Here is a 19,119-nt window from a genome sequence, read left to right as displayed (position 1 = left end):
TCCTATTAATCTTCAGATAGCCAACTTTTAATTAATCCAGCTATCTCTTCTGGTTGATCTTTAATTATATTGCGTAATTGATTTTGTAATTTCTGCCTTTCTCTTTCTTCACTAGTTAAATTATCTCCAACTGCAAATTCTTCTTCAGCCTCATCAATTAGATAATCAACATTTTGTCCTACCTCAGCTTCACTACCCATTTCATTTCTTCGTTTTCTATATAACACTATCAATAGCACAGCAATTAATATTGCTATACCAATCAATAAAGATAATAGTATAGTTCTTCTCTTTGCTGCTTCACTAGCTTCAGCATTGATAACCTCTTCTTCTAAACTATTATCAAAAGCCATACCGATGACTGTAATCTGGTCACCACGATTCACATCATAACCTACAGCAGCTGAAATAAGATTAGTGATTGCTTCTTGTTTCGCAGCATCTAATTGGCCATCAGGCGTATCTACAGTTACTGCTACTGATAATTTCTCTAGTGTTCCAGGAGCTTGTACATATTTTTCTACTTCTTCATTGATCTCATAATTTACAATTTCTTCTTCTTTATCATGTTCTGTTCTATCCTGATTATTAATTTTATATTGAGGTAAATTAGATGTAGTTCCAGGAACTCCTTCTGGGGTAGTAGTCATACCTTGACTACTCTCTGTTTTTGATTGTTTACTACGTATAATTCCCTCATCATCAACTACAGGTTCATACCTTTTACTTTCTATATTTCTTTGATCAAAATTTAAAGTCGCATTAACAACTAAAGAAAAATTACCCATCCCTAACACTTTAGTTAACATTACATTCAAATCTTTTTCAATAGCCTCTTCGAATTTATTCTGTAAAGCTAACTTATCACTAATATCAGCCTTTTCATCATCTTCTTTGAGCTTAGCCGATAATAAATTACCAGTTGTATCTACAATAGTAACTCTAGTAGGGTCTAAACCATTTACACTACTAGCAACCAAATTAGCAATAGACTTCACTTCTTTAGTAGTTAATTTGGTATATTGCTTTAACTTCAATACTACAGATGCTTTAGCAGGTTCCTCTTGCTCTTTATATATACTTGATTCACTAGGAGTAATTCTTACATTAGCAGATAGAACATTATCAAGCTGCTTAATTGTTCTAGCTAATTCCCCAGATAAAGCACGGTTAAATTGAACCTTCTGTTCAAAATCAGTACTCCCGATCTGATTGCGGTCAAAAATTTCAAAACCTACATTCCCTCCAGTTGGAAGTCCTTGACTTGCTAAATCTAACCGCAACTTATGAACATTCTTTTGAGGAACTAAAATAGTAGAACCATTATCTTTCAGCTGATAAGTAATTTGTTTTTCATCTAAACTATTAATAATTCCCCCTGCATCCTCCATAGATAAATTATTAAATAATACCATATATTCTGGTTTGCTAGCCCAATGAGCCAGCAATAACATTCCAATGAATGTAACAAGAGCTGATACAATAATCACTATTTTAGCTTTTTTATTAAAATTGTTCCACAAATTTTGTATCTGCTTTTTTATTTGCGAGAAATTTTTAACCATATTTACACCCCAATCTCACTGAACAAGTACATTAAACCTGTATCCTCATAACTTCTTTATAGGCATCTATAGCTTTCTTAGTTATAGTTGTAGTTAAATCTAGTGATAGTTTAGCTTTCTGTGCAGTAATCATAACTTCATGAATATTTTCAGCTTTACCCAATGCCAAATCTTCCCCTGCTTTATTCGCAGCATGTTGTAAACTGTTAACTTTTTGCAAAGATTCTTTCATAACATTAGCAAAAGAAGGATACTTATCCTTCTTTTCATCAAGCTTATCTACCTTCATTAAGCTATGATTACTAATTTGATCTATTTTCATTTAATTCTCCTCCCCTAAACTAGCCAATTTTCAAAGCACTTTGAGCCATTGACTTAGCTGAATTTAAAGCAGTCACATTTGCTTCATATGCTCTAGTAGCAGAAATCATATCTGTCATCTCAGAAACAATATTAATGTTAGGCATTTCGACATATCCTGATTCATTAGCTTCTGGATGATTAGGATTATAAACTAACTTATAAGGTTCTTTGCTCTCTTGAATAGAGGATACCTCTACTCCATTTCCTACATCTTCACCAGTATTAAACTTATTGATTTCATCTTTTAATTTTGCACTAAATACAGGAAGCTTACGACGATAAGGCTTACCATCTTCAGCTTTAGTTGTATTAGCATTAGCAATATTACTAGAAATCAAATCCATTCTTAACCTTTGAGCTGTCAACCCTGAAGCACTTATGTTAAAATTATTGAATAATCCCATTCCTACCTACCTCCCTTTTGTATTACTGAGTCTAACCTCTTAAATTGATTACTAATTTGTTTTACTACCGCTTGATATTCTAGAGTGTTTCTAGCAAGCATAGCCATTTCTGCATCTATATCTACATTATTATCATCATTTCTAACAGAAGTATTTTCTTCTGTATGAACTCTTGCCTTAAAAGAACTTATATCCTTAGAATTAATAGCAATATGCTTTTTGTTTGTTACTTTTAAGTCATTTCTATTTTCTAATAAATCAGATAATTCTTTTCTGAAACTTACATACTTCCTTTTATAGCCTGGAGTATCTGCATTTGATATGTTATTTGATATAGCCTGATGATTTTTAGCAAGCCCATCTAAACTTTTCTCCAACACCCCAAAATTTCTATTATCAAAGATTTTCATTAAGTATATCCTCCCTAACTTTGTCATATATAAACACATTAAATACTCTACTTTCAATATTTCGACTTATCTACTAAAATTCCTTCAAAAAAATATATCCAATCCTTCTTTTTAATTCTATGTATGTAGGTAGGTTTAATCAAAATAAAATATCAATTTACATAAAGAAAAAAGCTACAGTTGCCTCACCAATAGCTTTTAAAGTGTGCAACCTGGCAATCATGGATATTTGATAAATATCTTTAGACCCATAGCTTTGCGCCACTACCTTTCGATAGATTTGCTAATTATTTTATTTTTATGTAATACCATAATAATTTTATAAATATTCGAGTTTAATGTCAAATTTTTTTCTTGCAAATAAAACTAATATAAGTAATTATTTTCCACAAAACTACAAATTACTATTTTATAGCCTTAACAAAACACAGGCAAAACCTGTGTTTTGTTAAGGCTATTTAATTTCTTCTAAGCCATCAAGCAATCTATCATTTAAAATTTTGATGTAAGTACCTTTCATCCCCAAAGATTTAGATTCAATTACACCAGCACTTTCAAACTTTCTTAAAGCATTAACAATAACTGAACGAGTTATCCCCACTCTATCAGCAATTTTACTAGCCACTAATAGACCTTCTGTACCATCTAATTCTTCAAAAATATGTTCAACAGCTTCTAATTCAGAATAAGAAAGCGTCTCTAAGGCAATATCAACAGCCGCTTCTTTCCTTGTTTCCTCTTCCATCTTTTCACTTCTTAATCTCAAAATCTCCATACCAACTACAGTTGCTCCATACTCAGCTAATAATAAATCACTAGAACCAAACTCTTGGCCAAACCTAGCTGCAATTAACGTTCCTAGTCTTTCGCCACCACCATTAATAGGAACTACAGTAGTTAGCTTATGCTTAAAAATACAATCTTCATGATCCTTAAATACACATAAACCTTCTTTTTGTTCATAATTAGATCTAGTATGATAAATACCTAATAACCAATCATTATAGCTTTTAGGGAACTCCTCAGAACTAATAACTTCTTCAAACATTAGATCACATTCAAAAGCATCAACCAAAGTATAGCCTAACAACTTTCCTCTTTCATTAACAATATAAATGTTAGCTTCTATAGTTTCACTTAAGACTTGAGACATTTCATCATAATTCACAGGATGTCCAGCAGAACGTTGAATTAATCTATTTATCTTACGGGTCTTATTTAGTAATTCTTCCATATACTTTCCCCCTCAATCATCAAGCATTTTACTATGGAGTTACTCAAATTATACACAAATTATATTTTTATTTCAAATATTATAGTATATATTTGCTTAAATCTTTATTTTGTACAATATTATCTAATTTGTCTTTTACATATTCTCTATCAATAATTACCTCTTTATCTTCTATCTCAGGTGCTATAAATGAAATTTCTTCTAGTAATTTCTCGATAATAGTATGTAATCTTCTTGCTCCTATGTTTTCTGTCTGTTCATTTACTCTAAAGGCGATATCTGCTAATTCATCAATTGATTCTTCTGTAAAATCAATCTCTATACCTTCTGTTTCCAATAAGGCTTTATATTGTTTTATCAGTGCATTCTCTGGCTTAATTAATATCTCTTTAAAATCTTCTTTAGACAAACTACTTAATTCTACTCTAATAGGAAATCTACCTTGTAATTCTGGCACTAAATCTGTAGGACTAGCAACATGAAAAGCACCCGCAGCAATAAATAAAATATGGTCTGTCTTTACTGGCCCATATTTAGTCATTATCGTTGAACCTTCTACAATAGGTAATATATCTCTTTGTACTCCACCACGAGAGACATCTGGAGCAGATGAAGAATTCTTACCAGCTATTTTATCAATTTCATCTAAAAATATTATTCCTGCTTCTTCAACCCTTTGTATAGCTTCTCTACTTACTTCATCCATATCAATTAGTTTTTGAGCTTCCTGTTCTTTAATTATAGATTTAGCCTCTTCAATACTAACTCTTCTTTTTTTCTTCTTACCAGGAAACATTCCACCAAAGATATCTTGGAAATTAACTCCCATCTCTTCCACACCAGTTCCCGAAAAGATTTCAACCATCTGGGATGGATTATCTTCTACTTCTATTTCTACCATTCTATCATCTAAATCACCTAATCTTAATCGTTCTCGTAACTTTTCTCTTTGATTTTCAAATCTTTCCTCTCTCTCAACATCTAATATAGAATCTTCTCTATCATCATCAGCAAATAACGCACCAAAGGGGTTTTTATTTTTACTTTTAGGTCTTGGCAATAATAAATCTAGTATTCTTTCTTCTGCCAAACTACTAGCTTTATCTTCAACTTTTTCAATCTTCTCATTTTTAATCATTCTAATGGATATCTCAAGCAAATCTCTAACCATAGATTCTACATCACGCCCAACATAACCAACCTCAGTAAATTTAGTAACCTCAATTTTAATAAAAGGAGCTTTGACTAATTTAGCTAATCTTCTAGCTATCTCTGTTTTACCAACACCTGTAGACCCTATCATCAAGATATTTTTGGGGACAACTTCATCTTTTAGATCTAAAGGTAACTTTTTTCTTCTATATCTATTTCTAATTGCAACAGCTACTGATTTCTTAGCTTCATTTTGACCAATAATATATTTATCTAATCTTTTAACTATCTCTTTTGGAGTTAATTCTTCCATTTTTCAGCCTCCTCCTATATTTCTTCTACACTAATATTCTTATTAGTATAAATACAAATATCAGCTGCTATCTCCAAGGATTTCTCAACTATCTCTGCAGCTGTCAAATCAGAATATTCTATTAAAGCTCTTGCAGCAGCTAAAGCATAAGAACCTCCTGAACCAATGGCAGTAACCCCATCATCTGGCTCAATAACATCACCTGTTCCTGAAATGACCAATAATGATTCTTTATCAGCAACAATTAATAATGCTTCCAATTTCCTTAACATTTTGTCTGTTCTCCATTCTTTAGCTAACTCTACTGCTGCTCTTTGTAAATTACCATGAAACTCTTCTAATTTTCCTTCAAACTTTTCAAATAAAGTGAAAGCATCAGCCGCTGCTCCTGCAAACCCAGCTAATACATTCCCATTATAAATTCTTCTAATCTTTTTAGCACCATGTTTCATTACAGTATGCTGCATCGTAACTTGACCATCACCAGCAATAGCAACCTTATCTTCACGTTTCATTGCTATTACAGTAGTTGCCTCAAACATATTAGTTCACCTACCCTACTAAAATAATAATTGAAACCAACGACTTAGCCAAACAAAATAATTTTTATACCTATATATAATATTTATTCTTTATTTCTCTCATAATCGCATTCTTTATTTATACAATAAATCTTCTTTTGTCCTTTACTATTCTTTTCTACTAAAAATTTATTTCCACATTTAGGGCATTTCTCATTCACAGGTTTATTCCAAGTCATAAATTCACATTCTGGATAATTGCTACATCCATAAAAAGTTCTCTTCTTCTTGCTTTTTCGTTTTACCACATCACCAGTCTCACATTCAGGACACTTAACCCCTATCTTATTTAAAAACGGCTTGGTATTTTTACATTCTGGGTACTCAGGGCAAGCTAAAAACTTCCCATACCTACCATGCTTGATAACCATATTACTACCACACTTTTCACATATTTCATCTGTAACTTCATCTTCTAAAGTAACATTTTCCATATTTTCACGAGCTTCTTCTAATCTTTCTTCAAAAGGAAAATAGAGATCTTTTAGCAACTGAACCCAGTCAACCTCCCCAGATTCAATTCTGTCTAAATCATCTTCTAACTGAGCTGTAAACTCTATATCTGTGACTTTTGGAAAATGCTTAGACAATAAACCATTAACCACAGTTCCTAATTCTGTTGGTTTAAATTGACTGCCTTCTCTCTCAACATAACCACGATTTTGAATAGTAGCTACAATTGTAGCATAAGTACTCGGCCTTCCAATACCTTTCTTTTCTAAAGTCTTAACTAATTTTGCCTCTGTATATCGAGCCGGAGGTTTAGTAAAATGTTGTTCTGGAATTACTTTGTTTAAACTTATATTCTCTCCTTCTTTTAGCTCTGGAAGAAGTTCATCTTTAGTACTTTGTTTTGTGCTATCTACCTTTAAGAAGCCAGGAAATAATTCTATAGACCCTTTAGACCTTAACCAATAATCTCCACCTTTTATATCAACAGTTAATGTCTTATATAAAGCAGGACTCATTTGACTAGCAACAAACCGCTCCCAAATTAATTTATACAATTTATATTGTTCCTTATTTAAGTAACCTTTAATCTTATCAGGCGTTCTAAACACTGAAGTAGGCCTTATTGCCTCATGAGCATCCTGTGCACCAGATTTAGCTTGATAATTTTTAGGCTTTTTAGATAAATATTTTTCTCCTAAATTATCCTTTATATATTTTCTCAAATTACCTTTTGCTTCTTTAGAAATCCTGGTTGAATCTGTTCTCATATAAGTAATTAAACCTACTGTTCCATCAGCACCTAAATCTAAACCTTCATATAATTGTTGTGCTAAATACATTGTCTTTTTTGTACTAAAATTAATCTTGGTAGAAGCCTGTTGTTGCAAGGTACTAGTTGTAAAAGGAGCAGAAGGATACCTTCTTCTTTTGCTTTCTTTGATTTTAGCTATTTTTAAGTTTTCCTCTTCTAGAGCTTTAACTATTTTATCTGATTCCTTTTTATTGGCTATTCTAAATTTTTCACCATTAATTCTATGCAATTTTGCCGAAAATTCCTGCTTACTTTCTCCCTTTACTTTAGTATCTATTGTCCAATATTCTTCTGGGTTAAAGGCTTCAATCTCTTCCTCACGATCACATATAATCTTTACTGCCACCGATTGTACTCTTCCAGCACTCAGCCCCTTTCTTACTTTATACCATAATAGAGGACTTAACTTATAACCTACTAAACGATCTAAAATCCTCCTAGCCTGTTGTGCATTTACTCTATCTTTATCTATAGAACGAACTTCATCTAATGCATTCTTTATTGCTGTCTTTGTAATTTCATTAAATTCAATTCTACACTCACTATCTTCATCTATTTTTAATGCATGTGCTAAATGCCACGAAATTGCTTCCCCTTCACGGTCAGGGTCTGTCGCCAATAACACACCTTCACTTTTCTTAGCTTTCTTCTTTAAATTTTGTAAAGTTTTTCCTTTTCCTCTGATTGTTATATACTTAGGTTTGAAGTCCTCATTAACATCTACTCCCAATTGACTTTTAGGTAAATCAATTACATGTCCCATAGATGCAGCTACCTCAAATCCTTTACCTAGAAATTTACTAATAGTTTTTGCTTTAGCCGGAGACTCTACAATAACCAACTTCTTCTTTTTCTTCTTTTTTCTAGGCATTTTATCACCTCCAATTTTATACTAATTAATATAGTTATTATCTAATTTAATATCATTATCCTTAAACTCTTTTATCTCATTAGAAATTATAGCTAACCTTAATTCATTATTAACTACCTCTTTTAATACTTTCCATAAATCTGAAATATCAATAACTTTATTACTACCTACTAAACACCTTGTTATTACTTTCTCCAATTCTCCATCTCTTAGTAAATTTAAAACATTCAATTTCATAATAATCCCTTGCACTTCTATGTCAAATTTTGATTTTTCTCTAAAATCTAATACTCTATTTTTAAATCTTTTATTATTTGTTTTATTACTTTTATTTTCTGGTAAATCTATTATTTCCGAAGAAGAAAATATAAATTCAAAAGCTTGACTAATATCATCTAAGTTATACCCTTCTTCTCTTAAAGAATTTATTAATTTCTCCTCATCTTGTATAATTTCTCCATCATGTAGCAATCTTTTTACTAGCTGACTAATTATCTCAAATATATTCTGATTCATCTTCTATGTATGGTAAAGAAAAAACCATACTGCCTCCTTTCTATCTCCTAATCAAAAACCTGCTGCATAATAAACTCTAAATAAGTGCAAAAATTTTAATTATATTTTATAAAGTATAAATATAGATATCCAAATTCAAAGTGAAACTTAATGGATATAAAGCAACAGTAACGAGTGACTAGTTAACTTATTTACTGGTTACTGGTCACTAGTTACTTGAGTTTCGCATTATCTATAGAGACAAATTTAGATTTCAACCTAAAGTCGGATGACTATATTATAAAAACTTTATCTATGTAGCTAATCTAAACCTTTTACCTGGTAATTGTTCTATTAGCTCTTCCAATTCTAACTCCAATAATACTGTATTCAATTCTGCTGAATTCAAATTTATAACATTTAATAAATATTCAAATTGTTTTGGGCTATATGACAATCTCTGATATACTTTCTTTTGTTCTGGAGTCAATTTTTTTATAATATTATTTTTATTTATTATATTCTCATCTAACAAATTATTATTTGATTTCTTATTTTTAAAGTCATTATTAGAGCTATCTAGATCTATATCAGTCCGTAATAAGCTAGAAAAATTAATTTCTTCTAAAATATCATCTATATTCTGAACTAGTTTTGCCCCTGATTTAATTAATTTATTACTTCCCATACTTTGTTTCCTAGTTATATCACCTGGAATAGCAAAGACCTCTCTCCCCTGTTCTAGTGCAAATTCAGCAGTAATCAATGAACCACTCTTTTTAGTTGCTTCTACTACAACTGTCCCCAAAGAAAGCCCACTAATTATCCTATTTCTTCGAGGAAAATTCCTTCCATAAGGTCTAGTCCCCATAGGAAAAGGAGTTAGTACAGCACCATTATTAATTATTTCTTTCATTAAATTATTATTTTCAGGTGGATATACAATATCAATACCTGAACCTAAAATAGCACAAGTTGTTCCAGACTCTAAAGCTCCTTGATGAGCAAATGTATCTATTCCTCGAGCCATGCCACTAATAATTGATATTCCCATACTTGCTAATCTATTACTTAATTTTTCAGCTATTAACTCACCATAAGTTGTACATTTTCTAGAACCAACAACAGCTATAGTTGGTTTAATGTTTAGTGCAGATAAATCACCTTTATAATATAAGACAGGAGGAGAATCATAGATCTCCTTTAATAATTTAGGATAACATTTATCTCCTAAAGTTACAACTCTAACTCCAAATTTTTTTATTTTCTTATATTCTTTTTTAAAATTAAAATACTTTTTAGAATTAATAATTCTTCGCCCTAAAACTGGACCAATACTATCCACATTAGTAATTTGTTCTATATCTGCTTTCCAAATACCTTTTGCATCAATAAAATAATCTAATAATCTTTTTAACTTTCTAGGTCCCAAACCTTTTATTCCACTTGCCCAGATCCAATAAAGTTTCTCTTCCACAATATCTACCTCCTAGCTGTTTAAGATTAAACAGTAGGTTATTATTCCATTATATTATAGATTTATGTATATAAAGATTACTACTTTTAGCAGTAAAAAAAATAATTTCTTATTTATATAAATAATAATAAGACTTGTTTAATCTAAACAAGTCTTATTATTACGATATTTGTCCAGACTGATAACATTAGATTGTTCAGATTCCTTTTCAATATTAGCATCAGTTATGTCTAGATCATTATTATATTCTTCAGAATCTAAATTATATAAGACGTCTTCAAAGAAATCTATTAAATCATCTTCACTAAATTTTTCAGGATCCTGAGAAGATAAAATTAATTTGTTCTCTGGAAATAATTCATCATACAATTCTCTTTCTTCATTAGATAATTCAGCTTTAACCTTCTTTTTAATTTTTTCTTGTTTATCTAAAATATTTTTAAATAAAATTTCATCTTTATTAGATAATCTATCTTTAATTTGATTATTTAGAATCTGAGTTAAAAGTAATTTGTTATCAATAATTTCTTCTAAACTCCAATCACCTATAACGAAATGTTCAAACTCTTCTTCAAATTTATAGCTACGAGTTAAAGCAATTAAATCATGACACTTTATAATTTCTCCATTTGGGAATATTATATTAATCTTCTCTGATCTATTCATTGGCATGTTTCCTCCTTGGTTAATTTCTACTATATCAATAACTCCTATCACTAACTAAAAAATATAACTACAATTTCTTCTGTACCCTTTCACTAAATACAATAAAACCTTTTATTTTCCTTTTATTTTAAGTCAAATTATCAATTATAAATATATTTTAGTATAATAGCTCTTATTGTGATAAATATTAAAAGACTAAAGACTGACCAATTATTACTATCTTTTAGCATTATTATCTAGGCTAAAGTTTAAATGAATTAATTATCCCCTACTATACTTTTATTTAATTAACAGATAATTATTTTAGGATTTAGATTCATAAGTTGATATATTAGCCTGATTTAATGTATAATTGACATATCATTACTATAAATCAATATTAGTATTTTACTATCATAAAATAATTAACTATCAAAACAACAACTTATGAAAAGGAGTAGTCTAATGAATATAAAAATTGTAGCAGACAGTGGTTGTGACCTAAATCCCGAATTACAGAAGAAATTAAATATTAAATTAGTTCCTTTAACCATAAATATTGGAGAAAATGAATATCAAGATAATGAATCATTTAACGTTAAACAACTACTAAATATAATGAAAGAAAATGATAACCCACCAAAAACAGCAAGCCCTTCTCCAAACTTATTTATGGAAGCTTATGAAGGAGACGAAAATGTATTTGTGATCACTTTAAGCTCAAAATTAAGTAGCACCTACAACAATGCTATTTTAGCTAAAAATATGTTTTTAGAAGATAAGAAAGAAAAATTTATACATGTGTTTGATTCTTTAAGTGCTTCTATTGGAGAAACTTTGGTCAGTTTAAAAATCCAGGAACTAGCTCAAAATAACACTCGTAGCAAAATAATAGAAAAGACAAATAAATATATCAAAGAAATGAAAACTTTCTTTCTACTTGAATCATTAGATAATCTAATCAAAGCTGGCAGAATGAATAAAGTAAAAGGTAAACTAGCATCTTTTCTATCTATCAAGCCTATAATGGGAGACGAAAATGGAGAAATAAAGTTAGTTGATAAGGCTAGAGGATCTAAAAGAGCATTTAAAAAATTAGTCAATGTTATAGGCAAACACAATGATAAATTAGAAGAGAAAATTTTAGGTATAGCTCATTGTAATTGTTTAGAAAAAGCAGAAAGATTTAAAGAAGAAGTTCTAAAAAAATATAACTTTAAAGATATTATTATTGTTGAAACTGGTGGACTTAGTAGTGTATATGCAAATGATGGAGGCATTATAATCTCCTTTTAAAAAAAGGGTTAAATTTAACCCTCTTTTTTAAAAATCATAACAAATATTCATCCCAAATTTAATATCTTTTACTTCTTTATCATAGCCTCCATAAACCTCTAAATCTAATGGTTTAAGCCCTAATAATTTAAAATCAGCTTTACTACCTATTCCAAGGGCTATTGATGAGCTATCATCTTTTTGATAATCACTAAATAAATATGCCTGGATATCGGTTAACCTAAAAATACGCATAAAATCTATGATATTAATAAATGTATGATTATAAGTAAAATTTAAAGATAACTGCAATTTAACAAAATCATTAGGACTTTCACCTCGATAGATTATTGGTGATTCCATAATATTTGTATTATTGAATACTAGTTTAGGTTGTAAAATCCAATTATCATTTAATTTGTACTCACCTGTTTGAGAGATCAAGATTTTAAGCTCTTCATCTTTGAAAGGATATAATATATCACTCTCTCCTTCTAGTAGAAAAGAAGAAATCCCCACCTTATATTTACTCTTTAAATAATTAAAATTTTGATCATTAATAATTCCTCGGCCTATTCCTAAAATATAGTCATCACCATAATATCTTAATCCTGCCATAAAATCATCATCTTTGTCTTCATTCAACTTATATTTTGTAATCAAATCAATATCTTTACTTAACTTTCTAAACCTTAATTTTAACTCTACATCATCTTTATTATCTTCAGCAGTAGATAGTACTGTTAAATTAAAATGATTCTTATCAAGATTCATACCATATTGAAATTTATATAAAGATGATCTAATTAAATCATGTTTAAAGAAAGAATAATCCTGTCCATAATAACATATAGGATTATAACTTAATTCTTCTATTAACATCCTATCATACTTTAAATCTTTAATCTCCTGATTCAAATCAATCTTTTCTCTTTTTTTATAATTTCGTAATTTAATATTCTTAGCTTCTAACTTTTCTTTAATTTCTGGAATCATTCTTTTAGTAGTCCTATATCCAATGTTGATTAATTTATCTGCCTTACTAAAATCCATAAAAGAATAATCTACTACATCACTTTCAATTGCTATATCAGAATATTTACTCAAGATCTTAGAAGTATTACTTTCTTGAACCAATTTCATGTATCTAGCAGCAATTTCCCCTGGAGTATCATAATTATTATCACTTATTTCACCTTTATATGTAGTTGCAATTACAAAATCTGCATCTAAAACACTAGCTGCCTTAGCAGGACTATTTTCTACAATCCCAGGATCAGCAAAAACTTTCCCTTTCACCCTTTGTATAGGAAAATAATAAGGAATAGCATAAGAACCTTGAAGAACCTCAGATATTCTACCTGTCGTAGTAAGATATTTATTCCCACTAGTTAATTCAATACTTAACAAAGCTGTTGGAATAGGAAATTGATCTAGTCTCTTACTATTTACTACTTTTTCTACAAATTTATTTACCTTTACTGTATTCAAAATTGATTCATTGCTAGCTAGATTAAAATCAAACATTTTGGAAAAAGGAACTTGGGTTACTATATCTTCTATCTGCTCAATTGATAATCCACTTCCATACATAGTAGCAATAATAGATCCCATACTAGTACCTACTATAATATCAATTGGAATTTTTTCCTCTTCTAAAGCTTTAATTACCCCTATATTAAATAAACCTTTAGCACCACCACCAGTAAGAGCCAATCCAACTGTTGAACCCTCTATATTCTTAAATCTATAGTAATCTTCTACAAGATATATTTCACCATCTTTTCTAACCTGAGTAATAAGAGGATTAGAGTATGCTGGCAAACTATATAAATAAAGATTAAGAAATAATAAATTTATCATAATTAAAGCTTTGACTTTTTTCATTGCCATCCCCCTGATTACATAAAATAGATTATATACCTATTATAAGATATTTTAGATATTATGTCTAATAAAGTGCTGACTAAATAACTTAATATATTATTTAATACTTAAAATCCCTGTCAATGACAGGGATTAAATTAAAGATATTAAAATTGATAATTTGCTGTTATAGATAGATAGTCATTATTCTTAAACTGACCAAAGGTTTCATTATCATCTCCACCAAATAACTTATAATTAAATTTAATACTAGTATCATCTTTTAGCTTTAATTCAACTTCATTATCCAAGATATAATCTGCACTTTCTAGATTATAAATTAGAGAAAGCTCTGGTAAAACAGTTTCATTCTTAAACTTATCTGAAACTTTTAAAACTAACATATTAGTAAAATAATCATCAGCATAATCTACATCATATTCTTTATCTTCAACATTCTCCTTATCTAGAATAAATTCACTCTTTATCTGTAGATTTAAATTCATATTATGCAATGGTAAATCTCTATCTCCACCTATTATCCAGGCCAACTTATTATTATGAACTAAAGGATCATCTCCAGTAGTATCTTCAGTTAAATAGTAAGCAAACTCTGCTCGAGAATTAATACCTGCTAAAACAGAACTGAATTCTGCTCCAAAGACTGTTACATCATCATAATGCAGATCTAAGTCATTTAGGAAAATTTGAGAGTTATCATAACCCCCTTGCTTTAACTTTACTAATGACCTTTGATCCATACTAGGATTCTTAATTTTACCTCGATAGAAAGAGAACCCATAATCATAACCATCTTTAGAATTAGTATATCTTAATGCAAACTGACCATCCTCAAATTTAGTTGATTTTGAATTCATTATTTCATCTTCTAATATAGCTGCTGATGCCAAACCAAAATGGTCAATAAAGCTTGACTTCAAATTTTTAATTTGATTAACTTCACTTGTAATCCAATTCCCTTCAGTAGCTAACTTATTTGGAGTAAATTCTGGAGTATATACTGCTTCTAACTTAGCAGTTCCAATATAATAATTCAACTTAGCCATCTCTTGACCTATCTGACGCTCTAAATACTCTGGATTAATAAAATCAGTTAAATCTTCACCATTTAAGTTATCTACTACATGTAACTTATCTCCTTTACCCCAGACTACCTTCATCTTTCCAATTTCTAGATCATAATTATCATAATATAATCTAATAAATCCTTCTTCTAACTCGATATCATCTTCATCAAAATTTATACTAGCTTTCATTTCAGAATTTTCCTTTTCATATATTAAATCTAAATCTAATATTGTATTTGATTCAATTTCAGAGTTCTCTAAGAATGATCTGCTTTTTGACTCTAATTCTCCTTCAAAGCTAAGTGCTGAAGAAGGTTCTTCAAAAGAAGAAGTAAAGCTACTATCATTGAAAGAAGTATCTTCATTAAAAGAACTGTTCTCTTCAAAAGCACTCTCAGCTGCTAATACATCTACAGTAAATAGAATATTTATCAATATTAAGGTAATTAAAAACACTTTTAATTTTCTCATTAGCATTTTACCTCCTTTATTAGCTTAAATAAAGGCGAACAAATTTACGTTCGCCCTTAATTTCATTATTTATCTTCCCATCTTTAAGAACCTTTGTGTAAACCTAGATGGATTTATCCTTTTATTATACTCAATATATGGTGCACCTGAACTACTTCTTTTGATATATAGTTTTGTAGAGTAACCACTTTCTAAATCTTTCATTGTAGTATTAAATATTGTCCAAATGCCATTAATCTTACCTATATTTTGTTTTACTGTTAACAACTTTTGTACTTTTCCAGTCTTCTTACTATACATCTCAACCTTCACTGGAATATAGTGATCTTTTGTTACCCAAGAAATTCTTTTGGCATATTGTGCATCTTCTAAATCCTTTGGAATCGACTCTATTACATAACATTCATATTTTCCTAACTTTTCTACCCTCAACAACTTATGTTTATCTTCTTCTACTTCTCTAGTTTCCATATCATCATAAGTAAAATCAGATCCCATAAAAGAGCTGTCGCCTTCTGAAGATGAAATCCTTCTTACCCTACCTAACGCGGGCAAATAAATCCATTTATCATCATCACGATCATCATTTTCAACTTGCAAAAATCTAGTTTCTTTAACTGAAGCTGGAGACTTAAATTCCATTATTGACTTTGATAAGTCTTTTTCTTGATTATAAGTGATACCCCATACTTCTATTGTTCTAGGTTTTACTTCTCCATTATCATCTACTAAATCCATTCCCATTAAAGCATGCATTGTATTTCCGGTATCTCTATCCTTTGCACTTTGCATTACCTCTTTACCAGAAATAGCAAAAGCATTAGCACCAACTAACAAAACTATAATTAAAGTCAATAAAGTTATTATCTTTTTCATAACTATATCCCTCCTAATTATCTTATTGATTTATTACTAAAGAATCATTACCTTCATCTATCATACCTTTATTACTAATGAATTTAGGTTTAAATATATTTAATAAAACAGGTAAAACAGTCATTGATGCTACCGAAGATGTAACCATTGTAATACTTACCAATAAACCAAGATTTACTAACGGGTTAAAGTTAGAAAATAGTAAAACAGCAAATCCTGCAGCTACTGAAACAGCATTAAAAATTATAGCTTTTCCTGAACTAAGAAGGGTCTTCTTAGTTACTACTTCTAAATTGTCAGTTTTTATTCTTTCATGATTATAAGTTGATAAGAAATGGATTGTATAATCAACACCAATTCCTATAGCAATTGACGCTACCATAGCTGTTCCAATATCCAATTTTATTCCTAAAAATCCCATCAAACCAAAATTAATTAATAATGAAATCGATAGAGGTACTATACCAAAAATACCAGCAATCAAAGATCTATATGAGATTGCAACTATAATAAATACCACAATTAAAGAAAGTAATATGCTTTTAATTTGACTAGAGACTATTAAATTATTAACTGCTAAAGACATATCAGCTGTCCCAGCAATGCTAACTTCATAACCTTCAGGAAAATTTCTACTTGCATAGTCTATTATAGCTTTCTTAACTTTTTTGGTTGTAATATTACTTGCCGTCTTCATTTGAATCATCATTCTAGCTTTAGATGGTTCTAACTGATCATTAATTAAATCATCTAAGCTTCCCGAATACAATAATAGGTATTGTGAAATTAAGTTTTTCAATCCCTCTCTTTTTTCAACAGGGTATTTACTTGGATCATAAGGTATTTCATTATATGCTTCACCTTTATAATTTAATTCTTTATTTACTAGTTCTACTAATTCTTCTGCTGTTAAGTTTAATCTCTTAGCTTTAATAATAGCCTGATTAAGTAATACTACTAAATCTCTTTCAGAGATCTCCTGCTTTGAAGGTTCTTTTATCTCTAATTGTCGAACTTTAGTTGCTTGTGAAGAGTTATCTTCTTGGCCAAAGCTAGAAGTAGTTTCCTCTCCAAAATCACTAGTTGTCTCTTGACCAAAACTAGATGTAGTTTCTTCACCAAAATTACTTGTAGTCTCTTTTTCAAAATCAGAGGTTGTTTCCTCACCAAAACTAGATGTAGTTTCTTTACCAAAGTTACTTACTTCAGCTTGATCTTTAGAGACCAGCTCTTCTTGCGGATAATTCATTACTTTATTCATTCTTTTGATAAAATCTGCAAAAGAAGTCACTTTACCAACTTCATTAAAATTATGCTTTAAATAAACTCCCAATTCGTCCATTTCTTTTAATATTTCGGGATTGGTCAAACTACCTTCTTCTCTTCCTTTAATAAGAACATTAAGTACATTTGTACCATTTAGATTGTTATTAGCAAACTTATCAGCTTGCCTAATTTCAGTCTTTTCTTTAAACATCTCTACTAGAATATTATCAATTACTATCTTAGATGTTCCCATAACAGAAATAATAATAGTAACAAAGGTTAATACCAATATTCTAACTCTCTTTTCAGAAAAGTAATGATATAAAGCTATTAAAATTTTAGTTAATGTACCTTCTTCATCTCTACTATTATTATATTTTACTTTCTTATGTCTAACTATCAATATAGCAGGTATTAATAAAATTGCAACCACTAAAGCTGTTGCTACTCCTACAGCTGTAAATATACCAAAATTCTTAATTGGCATTATACTACTAGTTGCTAAAGAGCCAAATCCTACTATTGTTGTTATCCCAGCTAAGACTACCGCTTTCCCAACTTTCTTTACAGTATATAGAACTATCTTATGGTGAACTTCTTCATTAAAATCTTCATTCATATTGGCTTTAATTTCGTCATAATAATGACTAATAATATGTATTCCATAAGCACTGCCAACTGCAACTAATAATACTGGAATAACTGTAGAAACCATAGTTAAATTAATTCCTAACATCGCCATTATACCTAAAGCCCAGATAGTACTAATAACTACTGTCATAGTAGGTAAGACTACCCCACTCACATTTTTGAAAGATAAGTATAATGAGATAAGTACTACTAAAATAACAAAAGGAATTAGCCTAGCTAAATCTCCCTCCATATTATTACCCATCAATACTGTAACTGCTGGACTTCCTGCTAAATAAAAATCTATATTTTCTCTTTCATATCCCTTCAATATTTCTTTCACATCAAAATATATCTTCTCTTTAGCCGTTATTTCAATATCTGGCTTTAATTTGATCATTATTTGGCTAGCTTTGAAATCTTCATTATAAAGATTACCTTTATAAAGATTCCAAGAAATTAATTTTCTTTTGATATCTAATAGCTCACTATCTGTCTGTTGAGGGGCTTCTGCAAGTGGAGAAACTTCCATTCCTTCAGCAGTACCATCTATATAATCTGCATTAGTCAAAGATGTAACCTCATCAACATTTTCAATATCCTCTAATTCTTCAGTTAAATTTTGAATCATAGTAATATTCTTCTTATCTAATATAGTTCCTTTTTTGACATTTATAGCTATTACCATCGCTTCTGAACTCCCATAGATATCTTCCATTTTATCTTTAGCAATCCTAGATGGATGATTCTCAGGCAAAAATATATCAACTTCATTATTTATCTTAATCTTAGGTAGTTGAAAAGCAAAAAAAGCTGTTATAATAAAGATAATTATAATAATCAGCTTAGAATGATTAAAAATTTTTCCCATCT

General features: G+C 29.7%; 16 protein-coding genes and 1 riboswitch. Of the genes, 1 reads left to right on the top strand and 15 read right to left on the bottom strand.

The features are described 5' to 3' along the window. Positions 1 to 5 precede the first annotated feature (5 nt). The 11 genes from fliF to OREMA_RS0115150 all read right to left on the bottom strand — a co-directional run bounded on the left by fliF (position 6) and on the right by OREMA_RS0115150 (position 10,795). Positions 6 to 1,565: a flagellar basal-body MS-ring/collar protein FliF gene (gene fliF / locus OREMA_RS0115200; protein ID WP_018250106.1), complete on the bottom strand. Its 1,560-nt coding sequence runs from the start codon at positions 1,563 to 1,565 to the stop codon at positions 6 to 8. A 31-nt stretch (positions 1,566 to 1,596) separates the two neighbouring features. Next, on the bottom strand, positions 1,597 to 1,887 hold the full coding sequence (gene fliE / locus OREMA_RS0115195) for a flagellar hook-basal body complex protein FliE (RefSeq protein WP_018250105.1): 291 nt from the start codon (positions 1,885 to 1,887) through the stop codon (positions 1,597 to 1,599). 19 nt (positions 1,888 to 1,906) lie between these two features. After that, positions 1,907 to 2,332, bottom strand: a complete 426-nt coding sequence (gene flgC, locus OREMA_RS0115190; RefSeq protein ID WP_018250104.1) for a flagellar basal body rod protein FlgC — start codon at positions 2,330 to 2,332, stop codon at positions 1,907 to 1,909. 2 nt (positions 2,333 to 2,334) lie between these two features. Further along, entirely contained in the window at positions 2,335 to 2,742 is a 408-nt protein-coding gene (gene flgB / locus OREMA_RS0115185; RefSeq protein ID WP_018250103.1) for a flagellar basal body rod protein FlgB, read from the bottom strand. 203 nt (positions 2,743 to 2,945) lie between these two features. Then, positions 2,946 to 3,037, bottom strand: a riboswitch (cyclic di-GMP riboswitch). A gap of 159 nt (positions 3,038 to 3,196) precedes the next feature. Continuing rightward, entirely contained in the window at positions 3,197 to 3,976 is a 780-nt protein-coding gene (gene codY / locus OREMA_RS0115180; protein WP_018250102.1) for a GTP-sensing pleiotropic transcriptional regulator CodY, read from the bottom strand. A 79-nt stretch (positions 3,977 to 4,055) separates the two neighbouring features. Beyond that, positions 4,056 to 5,441 (bottom strand): ATP-dependent protease ATPase subunit HslU, encoded by a 1,386-nt coding sequence (hslU, locus tag OREMA_RS0115175; protein ID WP_018250101.1) that lies wholly within the window; start codon positions 5,439 to 5,441, stop codon positions 4,056 to 4,058. Between the two features lie 14 nt (positions 5,442 to 5,455). Further along, positions 5,456 to 5,983 (bottom strand): ATP-dependent protease subunit HslV, encoded by a 528-nt coding sequence (gene hslV, locus OREMA_RS0115170; protein ID WP_018250100.1) that lies wholly within the window; start codon positions 5,981 to 5,983, stop codon positions 5,456 to 5,458. 83 nt (positions 5,984 to 6,066) lie between these two features. Next, the gene (gene topA, locus OREMA_RS0115165; RefSeq protein WP_018250099.1) at positions 6,067 to 8,157 is read right to left on the bottom strand and encodes a type I DNA topoisomerase; all 2,091 of its coding nucleotides are present in this window, start codon (positions 8,155 to 8,157) and stop codon (positions 6,067 to 6,069) included. A 21-nt stretch (positions 8,158 to 8,178) separates the two neighbouring features. Then, positions 8,179 to 8,673 (bottom strand): DUF494 family protein, encoded by a 495-nt coding sequence (locus tag OREMA_RS0115160; protein WP_018250098.1) that lies wholly within the window; start codon positions 8,671 to 8,673, stop codon positions 8,179 to 8,181. Between the two features lie 292 nt (positions 8,674 to 8,965). Beyond that, positions 8,966 to 10,129: a DNA-processing protein DprA gene (gene dprA, locus OREMA_RS0115155; protein ID WP_018250097.1), complete on the bottom strand. Its 1,164-nt coding sequence runs from the start codon at positions 10,127 to 10,129 to the stop codon at positions 8,966 to 8,968. A gap of 138 nt (positions 10,130 to 10,267) precedes the next feature. Continuing rightward, the gene (locus OREMA_RS0115150; protein ID WP_157280094.1) at positions 10,268 to 10,795 is read right to left on the bottom strand and encodes a hypothetical protein; all 528 of its coding nucleotides are present in this window, start codon (positions 10,793 to 10,795) and stop codon (positions 10,268 to 10,270) included. Positions 10,796 to 11,239: 444 nt separating this feature from the next. On the opposite strand from OREMA_RS0115150, the gene OREMA_RS0115145 reads away from it, so the two are divergent. Beyond that, positions 11,240 to 12,070 (top strand): DegV family protein, encoded by an 831-nt coding sequence (locus OREMA_RS0115145; protein ID WP_018250095.1) that lies wholly within the window; start codon positions 11,240 to 11,242, stop codon positions 12,068 to 12,070. A gap of 27 nt (positions 12,071 to 12,097) precedes the next feature. On the opposite strand, the gene OREMA_RS0115140 is transcribed toward OREMA_RS0115145, so the two are convergent. From OREMA_RS0115140 to OREMA_RS17945, 4 genes are all read right to left on the bottom strand, one after another. After that, positions 12,098 to 13,936, bottom strand: a complete 1,839-nt coding sequence (locus tag OREMA_RS0115140) for a patatin-like phospholipase family protein (protein ID WP_018250094.1) — start codon at positions 13,934 to 13,936, stop codon at positions 12,098 to 12,100. 146 nt (positions 13,937 to 14,082) lie between these two features. Continuing rightward, positions 14,083 to 15,474: a hypothetical protein gene (locus OREMA_RS17950; RefSeq protein WP_018250093.1), complete on the bottom strand. Its 1,392-nt coding sequence runs from the start codon at positions 15,472 to 15,474 to the stop codon at positions 14,083 to 14,085. Positions 15,475 to 15,543: 69 nt separating this feature from the next. After that, positions 15,544 to 16,350 (bottom strand): outer membrane lipoprotein-sorting protein, encoded by an 807-nt coding sequence (locus OREMA_RS0115130; RefSeq protein WP_018250092.1) that lies wholly within the window; start codon positions 16,348 to 16,350, stop codon positions 15,544 to 15,546. A 22-nt stretch (positions 16,351 to 16,372) separates the two neighbouring features. Then, positions 16,373 to 19,117: an MMPL family transporter gene (locus OREMA_RS17945; protein WP_018250091.1), complete on the bottom strand. Its 2,745-nt coding sequence runs from the start codon at positions 19,115 to 19,117 to the stop codon at positions 16,373 to 16,375. Positions 19,118 to 19,119 lie beyond the last annotated feature (2 nt).

This window comes from Orenia marismortui DSM 5156, assembly GCF_000379025.1.
Taxonomy (GTDB): Bacteria; Bacillota; Halanaerobiia; order Halobacteroidales; family Halobacteroidaceae; genus Orenia; species Orenia marismortui.
This window is presented reverse-complemented; position numbering and strand designations above follow the sequence as displayed.

Coding starts and splice junctions, on each gene's coding strand:
- hslV (WP_018250100.1), bottom strand. CDS start 5,983: ATGTTTGAGGCAACTACTGTAATAGCAATGAAACGTGAAGATAAGGTT.
- fliE (WP_018250105.1), bottom strand. CDS start 1,887: ATGAAAATAGATCAAATTAGTAATCATAGCTTAATGAAGGTAGATAAG.
- flgB (WP_018250103.1), bottom strand. CDS start 2,742: ATGAAAATCTTTGATAATAGAAATTTTGGGGTGTTGGAGAAAAGTTTA.
- OREMA_RS0115140 (WP_018250094.1), bottom strand. CDS start 13,936: ATGAAAAAAGTCAAAGCTTTAATTATGATAAATTTATTATTTCTTAAT.
- OREMA_RS17950 (WP_018250093.1), bottom strand. CDS start 15,474: ATGAGAAAATTAAAAGTGTTTTTAATTACCTTAATATTGATAAATATT.
- OREMA_RS0115160 (WP_018250098.1), bottom strand. CDS start 8,673: ATGAATCAGAATATATTTGAGATAATTAGTCAGCTAGTAAAAAGATTG.
- OREMA_RS17945 (WP_018250091.1), bottom strand. CDS start 19,117: ATGGGAAAAATTTTTAATCATTCTAAGCTGATTATTATAATTATCTTT.
- flgC (WP_018250104.1), bottom strand. CDS start 2,332: ATGGGATTATTCAATAATTTTAACATAAGTGCTTCAGGGTTGACAGCT.
- codY (WP_018250102.1), bottom strand. CDS start 3,976: ATGGAAGAATTACTAAATAAGACCCGTAAGATAAATAGATTAATTCAA.
- fliF (WP_018250106.1), bottom strand. CDS start 1,565: ATGGTTAAAAATTTCTCGCAAATAAAAAAGCAGATACAAAATTTGTGG.
- hslU (WP_018250101.1), bottom strand. CDS start 5,441: ATGGAAGAATTAACTCCAAAAGAGATAGTTAAAAGATTAGATAAATAT.
- OREMA_RS0115145 (WP_018250095.1), top strand. CDS start 11,240: ATGAATATAAAAATTGTAGCAGACAGTGGTTGTGACCTAAATCCCGAA.
- topA (WP_018250099.1), bottom strand. CDS start 8,157: ATGCCTAGAAAAAAGAAGAAAAAGAAGAAGTTGGTTATTGTAGAGTCT.
- OREMA_RS0115150 (WP_157280094.1), bottom strand. CDS start 10,795: ATGAATAGATCAGAGAAGATTAATATAATATTCCCAAATGGAGAAATT.
- OREMA_RS0115130 (WP_018250092.1), bottom strand. CDS start 16,350: ATGAAAAAGATAATAACTTTATTGACTTTAATTATAGTTTTGTTAGTT.